Consider the following 15,376-nt stretch of genomic DNA (forward strand, 5'->3'; position numbering starts at 1 on the left):
CGGCGTTGCGCTCAGGCCGCACGCAGTTGCTCGCCTGCGATGGCGGCGGCCGCGGCAGGCGGCTGGCTGCCGTGCTGCGCGATCAGCGAAGTGAACTCGTGCAGCCGCTCCTGCAGCGCGGCCAGGTGGCTTTCTTGCGCGGCGATCTCGGCCAGCCGGTCGTCAAGGCTGCCCGCAGCGTTCTGGATGCGTTCGATCGCCTCGATGCGCTTGCTGAAATTGCGGCGGCGCTCCTTGAGCTGCGCATCGATCTGCGCGCTGGCGCCCTTGCTCCAGCGCTCGACCTCGGTCATGGCGGCTTCGTTGACAAGCCGCAACCGGCTGGCCAGCGCACGCACCAGCTTGTCGCAGAAGTCGGCCTGCGCGAGCTTGATCAGGTTGCCCACGCCCAGGTAGTGGATGTGGCTGCGCTCGATCTGACCCAGCTCCTGCTCGAAGCCGCTCAGGTCGGGTTCGGCCGGCGCCTGCAGCGTGAAGCCCTGCTCGGCATTGAGCTGGCGGAAGGTGGCGTGCAGCATCGACTGGATCTCGGCCGTCGTCGCCTGCACTTCGCGCAGGTTGTTGCGCAGCGCATCGAAGGTTTCGCCGTACACCTTGCGCACGTTGAACTTGACGCCGGGGCGCTTGAGCGCCGCGGCCAGCTTGACCATGTCGGCCTTGAGCGCCGTGCGCCCGAGCACCGCGTACACCTCGCGCAGCAGCTTGCCCTGTACCGAGCGCAGCGCCAGGATGCGGGTGTTGCTGCCCTCGAATTCAGCATGTTCCTGGTCGATGCGCGCACGCATGTGGCGGATCACCGACACGTTCTTGCCGCGCAGGCCCTGCAGTTCGAGCGCCTGCTCCGACAGATCGCGCTGGCGCACCTTCAGCAGGCGCTCGGCCTCGGTGCGCAGCGCGGTCATGCCGGCATCGACGGCGAGCCGCAGCATGGTTTCGCGCTTGCCGAGCACGCCTTCGCCGAGCAGCGCCTCGAGCGCCGGCAGCCGGCTGGCGTCGAGCAGGGCCGCGTCATGACCGATCTTGGCCTGCAGGCCCTTCTGCGCCGACACCGGCAGCACCTGCGCCAACGGCACCTCGAGCAGCCGGGCCGCGCCTTCGCGCTGGCGCTCGATCTGTTGCGCGATCTGCGCCGGGGTGCTCAGCGTGTCCCACAGCGTGTCGATCTTGTTGAGCACCACGAAGCGCGTGTCGTGGCTGTCGTCGCCGGTGATCAGGTGCTCGCGCCAGATCGACAGGTCGGAGCGGGTCACGCCAGTTTCGGCGCCCAGGATGAAGACGACGGCATGCGCCTGCGGGATCAGGCTCACGGTGAGTTCGGGCTCGGCGCCGATCGCGTTCAGGCCGGGCGTGTCGAGGATCACGAGGCCCTGCTCGAGCAGCGGATGCGGCATGTTGAGCACCGCATGGCGCCAGCGCGGAATCTCGACGCGGCCTTCGGCGTCCTGCACCGGGTTGTCGTCGGGCGTCTCGGGGTTCCAGAAGCCGAGCGCGCGGGCTTCGTCCTTGCTCACCCAGCGGACTTCGGCCACCTTGCCCATGGCGCGGGCCAGTTGCTCGGCGTCGCCCACCTCGATGGGCAATTCGGTCCAGCGCGTGGGCCGCTCGCGCCAGTGGGCGAGCGAATGCGGCTCCAGGCGGGTTTCGATGGGCAGCAGGCGCAGCTTGGGCGCCAGTGCGGCGTCGTAGCCCAGCTCGGTCGGGCACATCGTGGTGCGCCCGGCGCTGGCCGGCATGATCCGCCGGCCGTAGCCGGCAAAGAAGATCGCGTTGATCAGTTCCGACTTGCCGCGCGAGAACTCGGCCACGAAGGCCACCATGACCTTGCTGGTGCGAATCTGGTCTTCGAGTGCGCGCAGCCGTTCGGCCACGGCCTGGTCGAGCAGCTCGTTGTCGGTCAGCCAACGGGACAGCCACTGAAGGCGGCGGGCGAAGTTGCTCCGCCAGGCGCCGTGCTGATCGAGCTGTTGGTTGAAAGAGCGGCTCAAGGGGAAGATGTAAGTAAGAATTTACAAATATAACATCGCCACATGGCGAACGGGGTACCGGCAGGAGTTTGCCCCGAAGCAGCCGCCACGGGGCCCACCGTCCCTAGGATTTCTGGCAATGGGGGCAGTAATAAGTAGAGCGCTGCCCCTGTTTCAGCTGCCGGATCGGCGTGCCGCACACACGGCACGGCTCGCCCGTGCGCCCGTAGACGGTCGCTTCGAGCTGGAAGTAGCCGCTTTGCCCATCCACGTTCGAGAAGTCGCGCAAGGTGCTGCCGCCCTTCTCCACCGCCCGCGCCAGGATGTCGCGCACCGCCGCGTGCAGTTTCGCGGCGCGCGGCCGGCTGATGCGCGCCGCCGACAGGGTCGGGCGGATGCCGGCCATGAACAGCGCCTCCGACGCGTAGATGTTGCCGACACCCACCACCACGTCGCCCGCGAGCAGCACCTGCTTGATGGCCGTGCGGCGCTTCTTCAGCCCGGCATGGAAGGCGTCGAGGTCGAAGGCATCGCCCAACGGCTCCATGCCCAGTCCGCCGAGCAGCTTGAGGGCCCAGGGCGCCTCTTCATCGTCCACGTAGACCACGGCGCCGAAGCGGCGCGGGTCGTTCAGCCGCAGCGTGCCAAGCTCGGTGACAAGGTCGAAGTGGTCGTGCACGCCGGGCTCCGGCAGGTGGATGTCGAAACGCAGGCTGCCCGACATGCCCAGGTGCAGCAGCAGCAACCCGCGGTCCAGGTCGATCAGCAGGTACTTGCCGCGACGGCGCACCTCGCGCACGCGGCGCCCGACCAGCGCCTGCGGCACCACCATCAGCGCCCAGCGCAGCGGCTTGCCGATGCGCACGGACTCGATGCGCGCGCCGGCGATGCGGTCGGCAAAGCCGCGCCGGGTGACTTCGACTTCGGGTAGTTCAGGCATGAAAAGTAAAACTCCGGCAGCGACGAAGCCCCATGCGGCGCTCGTTCAAATGGCTGGATTATTATGGTCAGATGAACCCATCGCCCCGCCGTCACCGCCTTGCGGCGGCCGCGTCTCTCGTGCTGCTTGCCTACACAACGCACGCACAGTCCCTTGAACCCACCGCCGCCGGCAACCCGCCTCCCGCCATCGAGCGCACGGCACCGCCGAAGCCACCGGTGCGCCCCCGGACGACCCCTGCGGCAGCCAAGCCGGCCGCCGAAGCCGCGCAGCCGTCGGCGCTGACGGCCGACCTGTTCTATGAAATTCTCATGGGCGAGATCACCGCCCGCTCCGGCGACCCCGGCTCCGGCTACTCGCTGGTGCTCGACGCCGCCCGGCGCCTGCGCGACGGCAAGCTGTTCCAGCGCGCGGTCGAGATCGCGCTGCAGTCGCGCTCCGGCGACGCCGCGATCTCCGCGGCGCGCGCCTGGCAGGAAGCACTGCCCAATTCGCGCGATGCCCGGCGCATCGAGCTGCAGATCCTGATCGCGCTGAACCGCATCAGCGAAACCGTCGAACCGCTGCGCGCCGAAGTGGCGGCCACCTCGCAGATCGAGCGCCCCCTGCTGATGGCGGTGATCGCGCGCACCTACGGCCGCGCCGCCGACAAGAAGCTGGCCGCCTCGGTGGTCGAGCAGGCGCTGGTCGATGAACTCAAGAGCCCGACCACCGGCGGACTGGCCTGGGCCACCGTGGGCCGACTGCGCCTGAACGCCGGCGACCCCTCGGGGGCGCTGGACGCCGCGCGCAAGGGGCAGGCCATCGACCCGTCGTCCGAGGCACCCTCGGCGCTGGCGCTCGAGCTCATCGATCCGGGCCAGCCGCTGGCCGAGCCGATCGTCACGCGCTACCTCGCGAACAACCCCAAGGCCTCGCCCGACCTGCGCATCGCGTACGCACGCACGCTGGTCGAGAACCGCCGCTTCAGCGACGCCAGCACGCAGCTGCAGGCCCTGACCGCCGCGCGCCCCGAGCTGGCGGAGCCCTGGTTGCTGCTCGGCAGCCTGCAGATGCAGGCCCGCCAGGAAGCGGCGGCCGAAACCTCGCTCAAGCGCTACGTCGACCTGATGACGGCGCCGGGCCAGAGCCAGGACGCCGGTGACGTCGCCGACCGCAAGCGCGGGCTGACGCAGGCGTACCTCGTGCTGTCACAGCTGGCCGAGCGGCGCAAGGATTTCCAGGCGGCCGACCGCTGGATCACGCGCATCGACAGCACTGACAACCAGAGCGCCATCCAGGGCCGCCGCGCCAGCCTGCTCGCCAAGCAGGGCAAGCTGCCCCAGGCCCGCGAGCTGCTGCGCGCGCTGCCCGAGCGCACGGCGGAGGAACGCAAGCAGAAACTGCTGGCCGAAACCCAGCTGCTGCGCGAAGCCAAGCAATACCAGGCCGCCTACGACCTGCTGGCCCAGGCCTCGGCCGCCGCGCCGGACGACGGCGACCTCGTCTACGACCAGGCCATGATGGCCGAAAAGCTCAACCGCCTGGACGACATGGAGCGGCTGCTGCGCCGCCTCATGACGCTCAAGCCCGAGAGCCAGAACGCCTACAACGCGCTGGGCTACTCCTTTGCCGATCGCAAGATCCGGCTCGACGAGGCCCGAACGCTCATCCAGAAGGCCGTGCAGCTCGCGCCCGAAGACCCGTTCATTGCCGACAGCCTGGGCTGGGTCGAGTTCCGGCTCGGCAACACGGCGGAGGCGATCCGCATCCTCGAGGCGGCCTACAAGACGCGGCCCGACCCCGAGATCGGCGCGCATTTCGGCGAAGTCCTGTGGTCGGTCGGCCAGAAGGACCGCGCGGTCGCGATCTGGAAAGAATCGCTGCTGACGGACGCCGAAAACGAGACGCTGCAGGAAACCCTCAAGCGCCTGCGCGTCAAACCCTGAATGGCATCGATCACGCACACGGCTCCCGCGCGGGGCGATGAGTCCCTCACCCGCCGCGCGGCGCTGGGCGCGGGCGGCGGTGCACTGCTGCTGTGGCTCTCGGGCTGCGCCCAACTCTCGGGCGGCACCGCTGCCGCGCCCGGACGTTCGGCCAGCTGGAGCGGGCGCATGTCGCTGCGCATCGACAGCGAACCGGTCCAGACCTTTGCCGCCCTGTTCGAGCTGCGCGGCTCGGCCGAGACCGGCGACCTGACACTGACCACGCCCATCGGCAGCACGCTGGCGCAACTGCACTGGGCGCCGGGTGAAGCCCTGCTGAGGAACGGCAGCGAGACCCGCCGCTACGACTCCGTCGACGCACTGATCGAAGCCGCCACGGGCGCCGCCATTCCGGTGGGCGCGCTGTTCGGCTGGCTCGATGGCCGCGCCGACCCCGTCCCCGGCTGGCGCGCCGACCTGGGCCAGCTGTCGAACGGCCGCCTGCAGGCCACCCGCGAATCCCCGGCACCACGGGCCGACCTGCGCATCGTGTTCGAACGCTCATGAAGGCGATCTACGACCTTCCCGCGCCGGCCAAGCTGAATTTGTTTCTGCACATCACCGGGCGGCGCGACGACGGCTACCACCTGCTGCAGTCGGTCTTCATGCTGATCGACTGGTGCGACACGCTGCACGTCGAGCTGCGCAACGACGGCCAGCTCAGCCGCGAAGACCTCACCACGCCGCTGCCGGCCGACGACCTCGTGCTGCGCGCTGCCCGCGCGCTGCAGGCGCACGCCGCGCCGGGCCAGGGCGCGCACATCGGCATTGCCAAGCACGTGCCGGCGCAGGCGGGCATGGGCGGAGGGTCGTCGGACGCGGCCACCTGCCTGCTCGCGCTCAACCGCCTCTGGAACCTGAACCTGCCGCTGTCGCGCCTGACGCAGATCGGGTTGAAGCTGGGCGCGGACGTGCCTTTCTTCCTCGGCGGACGCAACGCCTGGGTCGAGGGCATCGGCGAGGAAATCACCCCCGTGAACCTGCCGCCGGCACGCTTCGTGGTGGCCAAGCCACCCGAGGGACTCGATACCCGATTAATTTTTTCTGCGGATGATTTGGAACGGGCAACTCCTGTTGCTATAATCTCAGGCTTTGCTGCAGATAGCGAACAGCTAGAAGCCACAAACCTCGGCAACGGGGTTTACGACTTCGGTCACAACGACCTGCAGCCGGTTGCCCAACGGCTTTGCCCCGCAGTCACCGACGCCATCGAATGGCTCGGACTGCAAGGATTGAAGGCCCGGATGACCGGCTCCGGAAGTTCGGTGTTCGCGAAGATGCCGCAATTGCCGCAGGAAGCGGAACTGCTCGAAGCCCCCCGGGGATGGCAGGTTCGACAATGCGACAATCTGGCAGTTCATCCACTCTGGGGATGGGTAGCCTGAAGAGATAATCGGAACGCTCTGCGGTTCGATGCGACATATATCGGTGGGTGGTGCAAACCATCAACCTGTGTAGGGGAGTCGCCAAGCTGGTTAAGGCACTGGATTTTGATTCCAGCATGCAAAGGTTCGAATCCTTTCTCCCCTGCCAAATCTCTCAAACTGCGGCCTGATGGCCGCAGTGCTTCTTTTGCAGTCCACCGGCTGCAATAATCGGCGGCCCACACAGGCCGCCACGACTCGAAACCTTTGGCGGCTTTCCCGCAAGCCCATTTGCACTGCCCGGACGCGCTCATGCAGGCCAATCACCCTGATTTCTTGGTTTTCACCGGCAACGCCAACCCCGGCCTTGCTGCAGAAATCGCGCACAACCTCGGCACCTCGCTGGGCGCCGCACGCGTCGGTCGCTTCTCCGACGGCGAAGTCACCGTCGAGATCAACCAGAACGTCCGTGCCCGTGACGTGTTCGTGGTGCAGTCGACCTGCGCGCCGACCAACGAAAACCTGATGGAACTGCTGATCATGGTCGACGCGCTCAAGCGCGCCTCGGCCGAGCGGATCAGCGCCGTGATTCCCTACTTCGGCTACGCCCGCCAGGACCGCCGCCCGCGTTCGAGCCGCGTGCCGATCTCGGCCAAGGTGGTCGCCAACCTGCTGGAAACCGTGGGCGTCGAGCGCGTGCTCACCATGGACCTGCACGCCGACCAGATCCAGGGCTTCTTCGACATTCCGGTCGACAACATCTACGCCTCGCCCGTGCTGCTGGGCGACCTGCGCCAGAAGAACTACGAAGACCTGATCGTGGTCTCGCCCGACGTCGGCGGCGTGGTGCGCGCCCGTGCGCTGGCCAAGCAACTGAACTGCGACCTCGCCATCATCGACAAGCGCCGCCCGAAGGCCAATGTCAGCGAAGTCATGAACGTGATCGGCGAGATCGACGGCCGCAACTGCGTGATCATGGACGACATGATCGACACGGCCGGCACGCTGGTCAAAGCGGCCGAAGTGCTGAAGGAGCGCGGCGCCAAGAGCGTGTACGCCTACTGCACGCACCCGATCTTCTCGGGCCCGGCCATCGAACGCCTCTCCAAGGGCACGGCCCTGGACGAAGTGGTCGTCACCAACACCATCCCTCTTTCCGACGCGGCCGTCGCGTGCGGAAAGATCCGCCAGCTCTCCGTGGCACCGCTGATCGCCGAAACGATCCAGCGCATTGCCAAGGGCGAGTCGGTGATGAGTTTGTTCTCGGACCAGGACAACCTGTTCTGAGCTGAGAGCGAAAAAGCAGGCCTCCTTCGGAGGCCTTTTTGAACCGGAGTTGCACTGGTCGCGGTGGACTCTCACAGGAGCTAGTTATGAAATTCGTCGCTTATGAGCGCGCAAAGCAGGGCACGGGTGCGAGCCGCCGTCTCCGCATCACGGGCAAGACCCCGGGCATCGTCTACGGTGGTGACACCCAGCCGCAACTGATCGAAATCGATCACAACGCGCTGTGGCACGCCCTGAAGAAGGAAGCCTTCCACTCGTCGATCCTCGAAATGGACCTCGCCGGCGCCGTCACCAAGGTGCTGCTGCGCGACGTGCAATACCACCCGTTCCGCCAGCTGGTGCAACACATCGACTTCCAACGCGTCGATGCCAAGACCCGCATGAACATGAAGGTGCCGCTTCACTTCAAGGGTGAAGAAGAGTCCGACGCCGTCAAGCTGGATCACAACCTCGTGAACCACGTGATGACCGAACTGGAAATCAACTGCCTGCCGAGCGATCTGCCTGAATTCATCGAGATCGATCTCTCGGGCCTGAAGAAGAACGCCACGCTGCACGTCAACGACATCAAGCTGCCCAAGGGCGTGAAGTTCGTGAGCCACGGCAAGACCAACCCCGTCATCGTGTCGGCCGTGCCGCCGCTGGTTTCGGAAGAGCCGGCACCTGCCGCCGAAGGCGCTGCTGCCGAAGGCGCTGCTGCCGCCGCTGGCAAGCCCGCCGCCAAGACGGCCAAGAAGAAGTAATCCTCTTTCTTTCCGTCCGCGAACAGAAGGCCCGCCCCGTGCGGGCCTTTTGCTTTGGGGGGCGGCGAGATAATTCCCGCCATGATCAAGCTGTTTGTCGGCCTCGGAAACCCGGGCCCTGAGTACGAAGCCACGCGCCACAACGCCGGCTTCTGGTGGATCGATGCGCTCGCGCGCGACTGGAAGCTCAACCTCGTGCCCGAGCGCGGTTACCACGGCCTTGCGGCACGCGCGAACATCGGCGGCCAGAGCATCTGGCTGCTGGAGCCGCAGACCTTCATGAACCTGTCGGGCAAGTCGGTGGCCTCGCTGGCGCGCTTCTTCAAGATCGCGCCCGAAGAAATCCTCGTGGTGCACGACGAGCTCGACGTGGTGCCCGGCCAGGCCAAGCTCAAGTTCGGCGGCAGCCATGCAGGCCACAACGGCCTGCGCGACATCCACGCCCAGCTCGGCACCGGCGACTACTGGCGCCTGCGGCTGGGCATCGGCCATCCCGGCGTGAAGTCGGAGGTCGTCAACTGGGTGCTCAAGAAGCCGCTCAAGGAGCAGCGCGAAGCGATCGAAGACGCCATCGTGCGCACCCTGCATGCCGCCCCCGCGCTGGTGGCCGGCGAGATGGAAAAAGCCACGCTGATGATTCACACGAGCAAACCGCCGCGGCCCAAGCCGCCGAGGCGGGAGCCCGGCGACGGAGGCACGACGCCTGCCGCCACCTAGCCGGCCACGGGAGTGCAGGGAGGGAGAGCAAACAAAAAATGAGAAAAAGAAGAACGACGACGAAGAACAAGAAGACCGCAGGAACAGCGGCAATCGCTATGTTTTCAATAGCACTGTCCGCCGCCTCCATGGGCGCTTCGGCCCAGACCTGGCGATGCGGCAACACCTACTCCGACCAGCCCTGCGAAGGCGGGCGGACCGTGAAGGTGGACGACCGGCGCAGCGATGCGGACCGCAGGGCGTCGGAAGACGCCACGCGCCGCAACGAACACAGCGCGGGCCGGCTGGCACGCAGCCGCGAGTCGCAGGAGCGGGAGGCGCTCGGCCGGCGCAGTCCCACGACCTTCGATGTGGGGCGCTTCGCCACGAGCGCGCAACCGCTCACGCCCGCCGAACAGGCCGCCCAGGCCCGCCAGCGCAAGCACACGGCCGAGCCCCGCCCGACGAGCGCGCGCTTCAACAGTCCTTCGACCGGCGACGAGGCGCCGAAGGACACAGGCAAGAAGAAAAAGAAGAAGAAGAAGAAGCCCGGCTCAGAGGGCGCCGGCTGACGACGACGGCGAGGCGGCATCCGAAGACGGCGCTGCCGCCTTGTCTGCCGTGAGGCGCACGTACTTCTGCATCAGCGTCTCGCGGGTTTCCACATGGCCCGGGTTCACCGGGATGCAGGCCACCGGGCAGATCTGCACGCACTGCGGCTCGTCGAAGTGGCCGACGCACTCGGTGCACTTGTGCGGATCGATCTCGTAGAACTCGGCGCCCATGTAGATCGCATCGTTCGGGCACTCGGGCTCGCAGACATCGCAATTGATGCATTCGTCGGTGATCATGAGGGCCATCCCCGGATTATCGGCGGACCGGGCGAAGGCCTCCCAGCAGACCCTGCGGAGCCCCCGCCAGCGTCAGGGCGGTCCGGCGAGGAGCGACAAAGGTCACAGTCGAGGCACGGTTGTTGCACCAGTCAGTTATGCTGCGGCCCGCCCCATGAGTCTGTTTCTATTCAAGCGCATCGCCACGCTGATCGGCACCCTGATCGGCGCCTCGGTCATCGTTTTCCTCGTCCTCGAGATCCTGCCCGGCAACGCCGCGCAGATGCTCATGGGCCCCGACGCCTCGCCCGACGCCGTCGCCGCCCTGGCCACCAAGCTCGGCCTCGACCAACCCGCCTGGACCCGCTACTGGCACTGGATCGGCGGCCTGCTCACCGGCAACCTGGGCGACAGCTACGCCTACAGCTCGCCCGTCATCGACCTGATCCTGGAGCGCCTGGCGCTCACCGTGCCACTGGCCGTGATGGCCATGGCCCTCACCGTCGTCATCGCCCTGCTCGTGGGCGTGACGGCTGCCGCGCGCCACAACAAGCTCGGCGACGTCGGCCTCATGGGCATGGCCCAGGTCGGCATCGCCATTCCCAACTTCTGGTTCGCGATCCTGCTGATCCTCGTGTTCTCGGTGCAGCTGCAGTGGTTCTCCGCCGGCGGCTTCGAGGGTTGGGGTGAAGGCATCTTCGCGGGGCTCAAGTCCCTGCTGCTGCCCGCGCTGTCGCTCGCAGTGGTGCAGGCCGCGATCCTCGCTCGCATCACGCGCTCCGCCGTGCTCGAGGTCATGCGCGAAGACTTCGTGCGCACCGCGCGCGCCAAGGGCGTGTCGCAGCGCATGGTGCTGTGGACCCACGTGCTGCGCAACGCGATGATCCCCGTCATCACCGTCATGGGCATGCAGTTCTCCGAGCTGCTGGCCGGCACCATCGTGGTGGAGAACGTGTTCTACCTGCCCGGGCTGGGCCGGCTGATCTTCCAGGCCATCAGCAACCGCGACCTGATCGTGGTGCGCAACTGCGTGATGCTGCTCGCGGCCATGGTGGTCATCGTGAACTTCGTGGTCGACGTGCTCTACGCCGTCATCGACCCGCGCATCAAGGCGAGCGACGTATGAGCACGACCACCGTTCCCAGCGCCGTCGCGCTCAAGGTGCCGGGCTTCTGGCGCCGCGCCCTGCACCACCGCAGCTTCGCGATCGGCGGCGTGCTGAGCCTGCTGCTGCTGATCGCTGCCGTGCTCTCCCTGGTCTGGACGCCGTGGTCGCCCTACGCGATGGACATGGCGAACAAGATGCAGGGGCCCTCGGCCACGCACTGGCTCGGCACCGACGCGTTCGGGCGCGACGTGGCTTCGCTGCTGCTCGTGGGCGCACGCGCGTCCATCCTTGTGGGCGTGATCGCCGTGGGCATCGGCCTCGTGGTCGGCACGGCGCTGGGCCTGCTCGCTGCTGCGAGACGCGGCTGGGTCGAGGAAGCGGTGATGCGCCTGTCGGACTTCACGCTCGCCTTCCCCGCGATCCTCTCGGCCATCATGATGACGGCCGTGTTCGGCGCCGGCATCGTCAACGCCATCATCGCGATCGGCATCTACAACATCCCGACCTTCGCGCGCATCACGCGCGCCTCAGCCAACGCGATCTGGTCGCGCGAGTACGTCGCCGCCGCACGCGCCTGCGGCAAGGGCAGCTTCGCGATCACGATGCAGCACGTGCTGCCCAACATCTCGGCCGTGCTGATCGTGCAGATCACCATCCGCTTCGCTATCGCGATCCTGGCCGAAGCTGCGCTGTCGTACCTCGGCCTCGGCACGCAGCCACCGCAACCATCGTGGGGCCGCATGCTCAGCGAAGCCCAGACCCTCATGTTCCAGCAGCCGCTGCTCGCGGTGTTCCCCGGCATGGCCATCGCCCTGGCGGTGCTCGGCCTGAACCTGATGGGCGACGGCCTGCGCGACCTGCTCGATCCGCGCCTGGCGCGCGCGAGGTAAGCAAGCACGTCATGGCGCTTCTCGAAGTCAACGACCTCCACATCGGCCTGCAGACCCAGCGCGGGCCGGCCGAAGCCGTGCGCGGCATTTCCTTCTCGCTGGAGCGCGGCGAAACGCTGGGCATCGTCGGCGAATCGGGCTGCGGCAAGTCGATCACCGTCATGTCGCTCATGGGCCTGCTGCCCGCGACCGCGAAGGTCACGGGCAGCATCCGCTTCGACGGCACCGAGCTGGTCGGGCGCGACGAAAAGGACATGTGCCAGATCCGCGGCAATCGCATCGGCATGATCTTCCAGGAGCCGATGACGGCGCTGAACCCGGTGCACACCATCGCGCGCCAGGTCGGCGAGCCGCTGCGGCTGCACCGCGGGCTGTCGAAGGCCGAGGCGCGCAAGGAAGTGCTCGCGCTGCTCGACCGCGTCGGCATTCCCGACGCCGCCTCGCGCCTCGATGCGTATCCGCACCAGTTCTCCGGCGGACAGCGCCAGCGCATCGGCATCGCGATGGCGCTGGCCTGCGGCCCCGACCTGCTGATCGCCGACGAGCCCACCACCGCGCTCGACGTGACGATCCAGAAGCAGATCCTCGAGCTCATCCAGGGACTCGTGGCCGAGCGCGGCATGGCGCTCATCCTGATCTCGCACGACCTCGGCGTGATCTCGCAGACGGTCTCGAAGATGCTCGTGATGTACGGCGGCAGCGTGGTCGAGAGCGGCCCCACCGACGCCGTGTTCGCCAAGCGCGCCCACCCCTACACGCAAGGCCTGTTCGCCGCGCGCCCCGCCATCGGTGCACCGCGCGGCCTGCGCCTGGCCACCATCCGCGGCAGCGTGCCCGAGCTGGTCGACCTGCCACCGGGCTGCCCGTTCGCGGGCCGCTGCGCCTACACAGTCGACGCCTGCCACACCACGCGGCCGTCCGCCACGGTGCTGCCGCCGGACCACGCGGTGCGCTGCATGCGTCTCGAAGAAATTGCAGCCGCGCAGGCTGTTGCGCCATGAATCCATCGACCCCGTTGTTGCAGGTGACCGACCTCGTACGGCATTACGCCTTGCCGCGCGAAAAGCTCTTCGGCCCGCCGCCCACCGTGAAGGCGCTCAATGGCGTGAGCTTCAGCGTGCAGGCCGGCAAGAGCGTGGGCATCGTCGGCGAATCGGGATCGGGCAAGTCGACCATCGCGCGCCTCGTGATGGCACTGGACACGCCCACCTCCGGCAGCGTCGCGCTCGAAGGCCGCAACCTGCACGCGCTCTCGAAGGCCGAGCTGCGCACCGCGCGGCGCGACTTCCAGATGGTCTTTCAGGACCCGTACGGCTCGCTCGACCCGCGCCAGACCGTCGCGCGCATCGTCGCCGAGCCGCTCGAAGCGCTGGCCGAAACGCGCCGCGCCGAGCAGCGCGAGCGCGCCGCCGAAGCGCTCGCGGCCGTCGGCCTGCGCACCACCGATCTCGACAAGTACCCGCACGAGTTCTCCGGCGGCCAGCGCCAGCGCATCGCCATCGCACGCGCGCTCATCACGCGCCCCAAGCTCATCGTGGCCGACGAGCCCGTGAGCGCACTCGACGTGTCCGTGCAGGCCCAGGTGCTCAACCTCATGCAGGACCTGCAGCAGCAGTTCGGCATCAGCTACCTGCTCATCAGCCACGACCTCGCCGTGGTCAACCACCTGTGCGACGAGGTGTGCGTGGTGTTCAAAGGCCAGATCGTGGAGCAGGGGCCGCCGGCCGAGCTGTTCCATCACGCGCAGCATCCGTACACCCGCACCCTGCTGTCGGCGGTGCTGCACACGCCGCCCGGCGGCACACTGCGCGCCGCCTGAAGTCCCCGGGGCGCGGCCTCGGACACATCGGTCATGAGCATCTGGTGGCGCAAGCGGTGGGCTTCGCGCAAGATCGCTCGCCCATCCGGGAACGTCCCGAGGAAATACCGCCCGCGCCGGCGCGCACCGGAGGGCCTGCTGCGAGAGAATGATTCGCTGCACGTGGCATCTTTCGTGCTGTGTGTCTTTCTTTCGTGGCGCTGCGCTTCCCCCTGGGGCACGGTGCGCGCCGAAGCAGTCATTCGACACTGACCGTTTTCCGGAGATCACCCCGTATGTTGAACCGTCGCACCCTCCTTACCACCGCCGGCGCCACCGTCGCCCTGGCCACCCCGCTGGCCGGCATGGCGCAGGGCCGCAAGGACGCCATCGTGATCGGCATGGCCCTGGAGCCGCCGGGCCTGGACCCGACCACCGGCGCCGCCGCCGCCATCGCCGAGGTCGTGCAGTACAACATCCTGGAAACGCTGACCAAGATCAACGTCGACGGCAGCGTCACGCCGCTGCTGGCCGAGAGCTGGGAAATCTCGCCCGACCTGAAGACCTACACCTTCAAGCTGCGCAAGGGCGTGAAGTTCCAGAATGGCGAGCCCTTCAACGCGTCCACCGTCAAGTTCGCGTTCGACCGCGCCGGCGGCGAAAAGAGCACCAACAAGGACAAGCGCACCTTCGCCAACCTCGCCACGCAGGTGGTCGACGAACACACGGTCGTGGTCATCAACAAGGAGATCGACCCCGACCTGCCCTTCGTGCTGGGCCAGGCCACGGCCGCCATCGTCGAGCCCAAGAGCGCCGAGGGCAACGCCACCAAGCCGATCGGCACCGGCCCCTACAAGCTGGACAACTGGGCCAAGGGCTCGTCGATCACGCTGAGCAAGTGGGAGGGCTTCCGCGCCCCCGCAGTCGCGAAGATCAACAAGGTCACCTTCCGCTTCATCTCGGACACCGCCGCGCAGGCCGCCGCCGTGCTCTCGGGCGATGTGGACGTGTTCACGCGCATCGGCACGCGCGCCGTGCCGCAGTTCCGCAACAACCCGCAGTTCCAGACCATCCTGGCCGGTTCGCGCGCCAAGACCATCCTCTCGATCAACAACAAGAAGAAGCCGCTGGACGACGTGCGCGTGCGCCGCGCCATCCTCGCAGCCATCGACCGCAAGGCCTTCATCGAGGGCGCGGCCGACGGCTTGGGCGTGCCGATCGGCAGCCACTATGTGCCGGGCGCCGCGGGCTATGTCGACACCACGGGCATCAACCCCTTCGACATCGAGAAGGCCAAGAAGCTGCTCGCCGAAGCCGGCGTGAAGACCCCGCTCGAACTGCGCATGACCCTGCCCCCGCCGCCGTACGCGCGCCAGGGCGGCGAAGTCATCGTGGCCCAGCTCGCCAAGATCGGCATCAACGTGAAGATCCAGAACGTCGAGTGGGCGCAGTGGCTCAGCGGCACCTACGGCAACAAGGACTACGACCTGTCGATCATTTCGCACGTCGAGCCCTTCGACCTGGGCAACTACGCCAAGCCTGACTACTACTGGGGCTACCAGTCAAAGGCCTTCGACACGCTGTTCGACAAGATCAAGTCCACCGGCAACGCGGCCGAGCGCAACAAGCTGCTGGGCGAGGCGCAGAAGCTGCTGGCCACAGACGCGGCCAACGGCTTCCTCTACCAGCCGCAGTTCCCGACCGTGGCCAAGAAGAACGTCAAGGGCCTCTGGAAAGAGAACCCGATCTTCGTGAACGACCTGTCGGCCCTGTCGTGGGGATGAGCCCC

At 67.4% G+C, this 15,376-nt stretch carries 15 protein-coding genes and 1 tRNA gene; 13 read left to right on the forward strand and 3 right to left on the reverse strand.

All coding sequences use genetic code 11. The features are described 5' to 3' along the window. Positions 1 to 11 precede the first annotated feature (11 nt). Both AC1RGU_RS19675 and mutM read right to left on the reverse strand, forming a co-directional pair. Positions 12 to 1,985 carry a dynamin family protein gene (locus AC1RGU_RS19675; RefSeq protein ID WP_070061999.1) on the reverse strand — a complete coding sequence of 658 codons (1,974 nt, stop codon included), beginning with the start codon at positions 1,983 to 1,985 and terminating at the stop codon, positions 12 to 14. A gap of 103 nt (positions 1,986 to 2,088) precedes the next feature. Beyond that, positions 2,089 to 2,904 carry a bifunctional DNA-formamidopyrimidine glycosylase/DNA-(apurinic or apyrimidinic site) lyase gene (mutM, locus tag AC1RGU_RS19680; protein ID WP_492697496.1) on the reverse strand — a complete coding sequence of 272 codons (816 nt, stop codon included), beginning with the start codon at positions 2,902 to 2,904 and terminating at the stop codon, positions 2,089 to 2,091. Positions 2,905 to 2,975: 71 nt separating this feature from the next. On the opposite strand from mutM, the gene AC1RGU_RS19685 reads away from it, so the two are divergent. From AC1RGU_RS19685 to AC1RGU_RS19720, 8 genes are all read left to right on the forward strand, one after another. Further along, positions 2,976 to 4,832 carry a tetratricopeptide repeat protein gene (locus AC1RGU_RS19685; RefSeq protein WP_492697498.1) on the forward strand — a complete coding sequence of 619 codons (1,857 nt, stop codon included), beginning with the start codon at positions 2,976 to 2,978 and terminating at the stop codon, positions 4,830 to 4,832. Continuing rightward, entirely contained in the window at positions 4,833 to 5,378 is a 546-nt protein-coding gene (locus AC1RGU_RS19690; protein WP_492697500.1) for a lipoprotein insertase outer membrane protein LolB, read from the forward strand. Further along, positions 5,375 to 6,256 carry a 4-(cytidine 5'-diphospho)-2-C-methyl-D-erythritol kinase gene (gene ispE / locus AC1RGU_RS19695; protein WP_492697501.1) on the forward strand — a complete coding sequence of 294 codons (882 nt, stop codon included), beginning with the start codon at positions 5,375 to 5,377 and terminating at the stop codon, positions 6,254 to 6,256. The genes AC1RGU_RS19690 and ispE overlap by 4 nt, the downstream gene beginning before the upstream one ends. A 71-nt stretch (positions 6,257 to 6,327) precedes the next feature. Further along, positions 6,328 to 6,404, forward strand: a tRNA-Gln gene (locus AC1RGU_RS19700). A 143-nt stretch (positions 6,405 to 6,547) separates the two neighbouring features. Further along, positions 6,548 to 7,522, forward strand: coding sequence for a ribose-phosphate pyrophosphokinase (locus AC1RGU_RS19705; RefSeq protein WP_062476346.1), 975 nt, complete (start codon positions 6,548 to 6,550; stop codon positions 7,520 to 7,522). An 86-nt stretch (positions 7,523 to 7,608) separates the two neighbouring features. Continuing rightward, the gene (locus AC1RGU_RS19710; protein ID WP_062476274.1) at positions 7,609 to 8,265 is read left to right on the forward strand and encodes a 50S ribosomal protein L25/general stress protein Ctc; all 657 of its coding nucleotides are present in this window, start codon (positions 7,609 to 7,611) and stop codon (positions 8,263 to 8,265) included. 81 nt (positions 8,266 to 8,346) lie between these two features. Then, complete coding sequence (gene pth / locus AC1RGU_RS19715) at positions 8,347 to 8,982, forward strand: aminoacyl-tRNA hydrolase (protein ID WP_101488766.1); 636 nt, start codon at positions 8,347 to 8,349, stop codon at positions 8,980 to 8,982. A 128-nt stretch (positions 8,983 to 9,110) separates the two neighbouring features. Continuing rightward, on the forward strand, positions 9,111 to 9,533 hold the full coding sequence (locus AC1RGU_RS19720; protein ID WP_492697503.1) for a hypothetical protein: 423 nt from the start codon (positions 9,111 to 9,113) through the stop codon (positions 9,531 to 9,533). Here AC1RGU_RS19720 and AC1RGU_RS19725 read toward each other — a convergent pair. After that, the gene (locus AC1RGU_RS19725) at positions 9,516 to 9,821 is read right to left on the reverse strand and encodes a YfhL family 4Fe-4S dicluster ferredoxin (RefSeq protein ID WP_492697505.1); all 306 of its coding nucleotides are present in this window, start codon (positions 9,819 to 9,821) and stop codon (positions 9,516 to 9,518) included. The genes AC1RGU_RS19720 and AC1RGU_RS19725 overlap by 18 nt on opposite strands. A gap of 145 nt (positions 9,822 to 9,966) precedes the next feature. On the opposite strand from AC1RGU_RS19725, the gene AC1RGU_RS19730 reads away from it, so the two are divergent. The 5 genes from AC1RGU_RS19730 to AC1RGU_RS19750 all read left to right on the forward strand — a co-directional run bounded on the left by AC1RGU_RS19730 (position 9,967) and on the right by AC1RGU_RS19750 (position 15,371). Then, the gene (locus AC1RGU_RS19730; protein ID WP_095746670.1) at positions 9,967 to 10,917 is read left to right on the forward strand and encodes an ABC transporter permease; all 951 of its coding nucleotides are present in this window, start codon (positions 9,967 to 9,969) and stop codon (positions 10,915 to 10,917) included. After that, positions 10,914 to 11,789 (forward strand): ABC transporter permease, encoded by an 876-nt coding sequence (locus tag AC1RGU_RS19735; protein WP_062481348.1) that lies wholly within the window; start codon positions 10,914 to 10,916, stop codon positions 11,787 to 11,789. The genes AC1RGU_RS19730 and AC1RGU_RS19735 overlap by 4 nt, the downstream gene beginning before the upstream one ends. A gap of 11 nt (positions 11,790 to 11,800) precedes the next feature. Then, a complete protein-coding gene (locus tag AC1RGU_RS19740; RefSeq protein ID WP_062481347.1) occupies positions 11,801 to 12,790 on the forward strand; it encodes an ABC transporter ATP-binding protein in 990 nt (329 codons plus the stop codon). After that, positions 12,787 to 13,608 carry an ATP-binding cassette domain-containing protein gene (locus AC1RGU_RS19745; protein ID WP_062481345.1) on the forward strand — a complete coding sequence of 274 codons (822 nt, stop codon included), beginning with the start codon at positions 12,787 to 12,789 and terminating at the stop codon, positions 13,606 to 13,608. Before AC1RGU_RS19740 ends, AC1RGU_RS19745 begins: the two co-directional genes overlap by 4 nt. A gap of 275 nt (positions 13,609 to 13,883) precedes the next feature. Next, positions 13,884 to 15,371 (forward strand): ABC transporter substrate-binding protein, encoded by a 1,488-nt coding sequence (locus tag AC1RGU_RS19750; protein ID WP_139706421.1) that lies wholly within the window; start codon positions 13,884 to 13,886, stop codon positions 15,369 to 15,371. The last annotated feature ends 5 nt before the right edge of the window (positions 15,372 to 15,376 follow it).

Source organism: Variovorax sp. GW823-FHT02B07 (assembly GCF_058797695.1).

Excerpts from the sequence above, each read along its gene's own strand:
- mutM (WP_492697496.1), bottom strand. The coding sequence starts at position 2,904 with ATGCCTGAACTACCCGAAGTCGAAGTCACCCGGCGCGGCTTTGCCGAC.
- AC1RGU_RS19685 (WP_492697498.1), top strand. The coding sequence starts at position 2,976 with ATGAACCCATCGCCCCGCCGTCACCGCCTTGCGGCGGCCGCGTCTCTC.
- AC1RGU_RS19690 (WP_492697500.1), top strand. The coding sequence starts at position 4,833 with ATGGCATCGATCACGCACACGGCTCCCGCGCGGGGCGATGAGTCCCTC.
- ispE (WP_492697501.1), top strand. The coding sequence starts at position 5,375 with ATGAAGGCGATCTACGACCTTCCCGCGCCGGCCAAGCTGAATTTGTTT.
- AC1RGU_RS19705 (WP_062476346.1), top strand. The coding sequence starts at position 6,548 with ATGCAGGCCAATCACCCTGATTTCTTGGTTTTCACCGGCAACGCCAAC.
- AC1RGU_RS19710 (WP_062476274.1), top strand. The coding sequence starts at position 7,609 with ATGAAATTCGTCGCTTATGAGCGCGCAAAGCAGGGCACGGGTGCGAGC.
- pth (WP_101488766.1), top strand. The coding sequence starts at position 8,347 with ATGATCAAGCTGTTTGTCGGCCTCGGAAACCCGGGCCCTGAGTACGAA.
- AC1RGU_RS19720 (WP_492697503.1), top strand. The coding sequence starts at position 9,111 with ATGGGCGCTTCGGCCCAGACCTGGCGATGCGGCAACACCTACTCCGAC.
- AC1RGU_RS19725 (WP_492697505.1), bottom strand. The coding sequence starts at position 9,821 with ATGGCCCTCATGATCACCGACGAATGCATCAATTGCGATGTCTGCGAG.
- AC1RGU_RS19730 (WP_095746670.1), top strand. The coding sequence starts at position 9,967 with ATGAGTCTGTTTCTATTCAAGCGCATCGCCACGCTGATCGGCACCCTG.
- AC1RGU_RS19735 (WP_062481348.1), top strand. The coding sequence starts at position 10,914 with ATGAGCACGACCACCGTTCCCAGCGCCGTCGCGCTCAAGGTGCCGGGC.
- AC1RGU_RS19740 (WP_062481347.1), top strand. The coding sequence starts at position 11,801 with ATGGCGCTTCTCGAAGTCAACGACCTCCACATCGGCCTGCAGACCCAG.
- AC1RGU_RS19745 (WP_062481345.1), top strand. The coding sequence starts at position 12,787 with ATGAATCCATCGACCCCGTTGTTGCAGGTGACCGACCTCGTACGGCAT.
- AC1RGU_RS19750 (WP_139706421.1), top strand. The coding sequence starts at position 13,884 with ATGTTGAACCGTCGCACCCTCCTTACCACCGCCGGCGCCACCGTCGCC.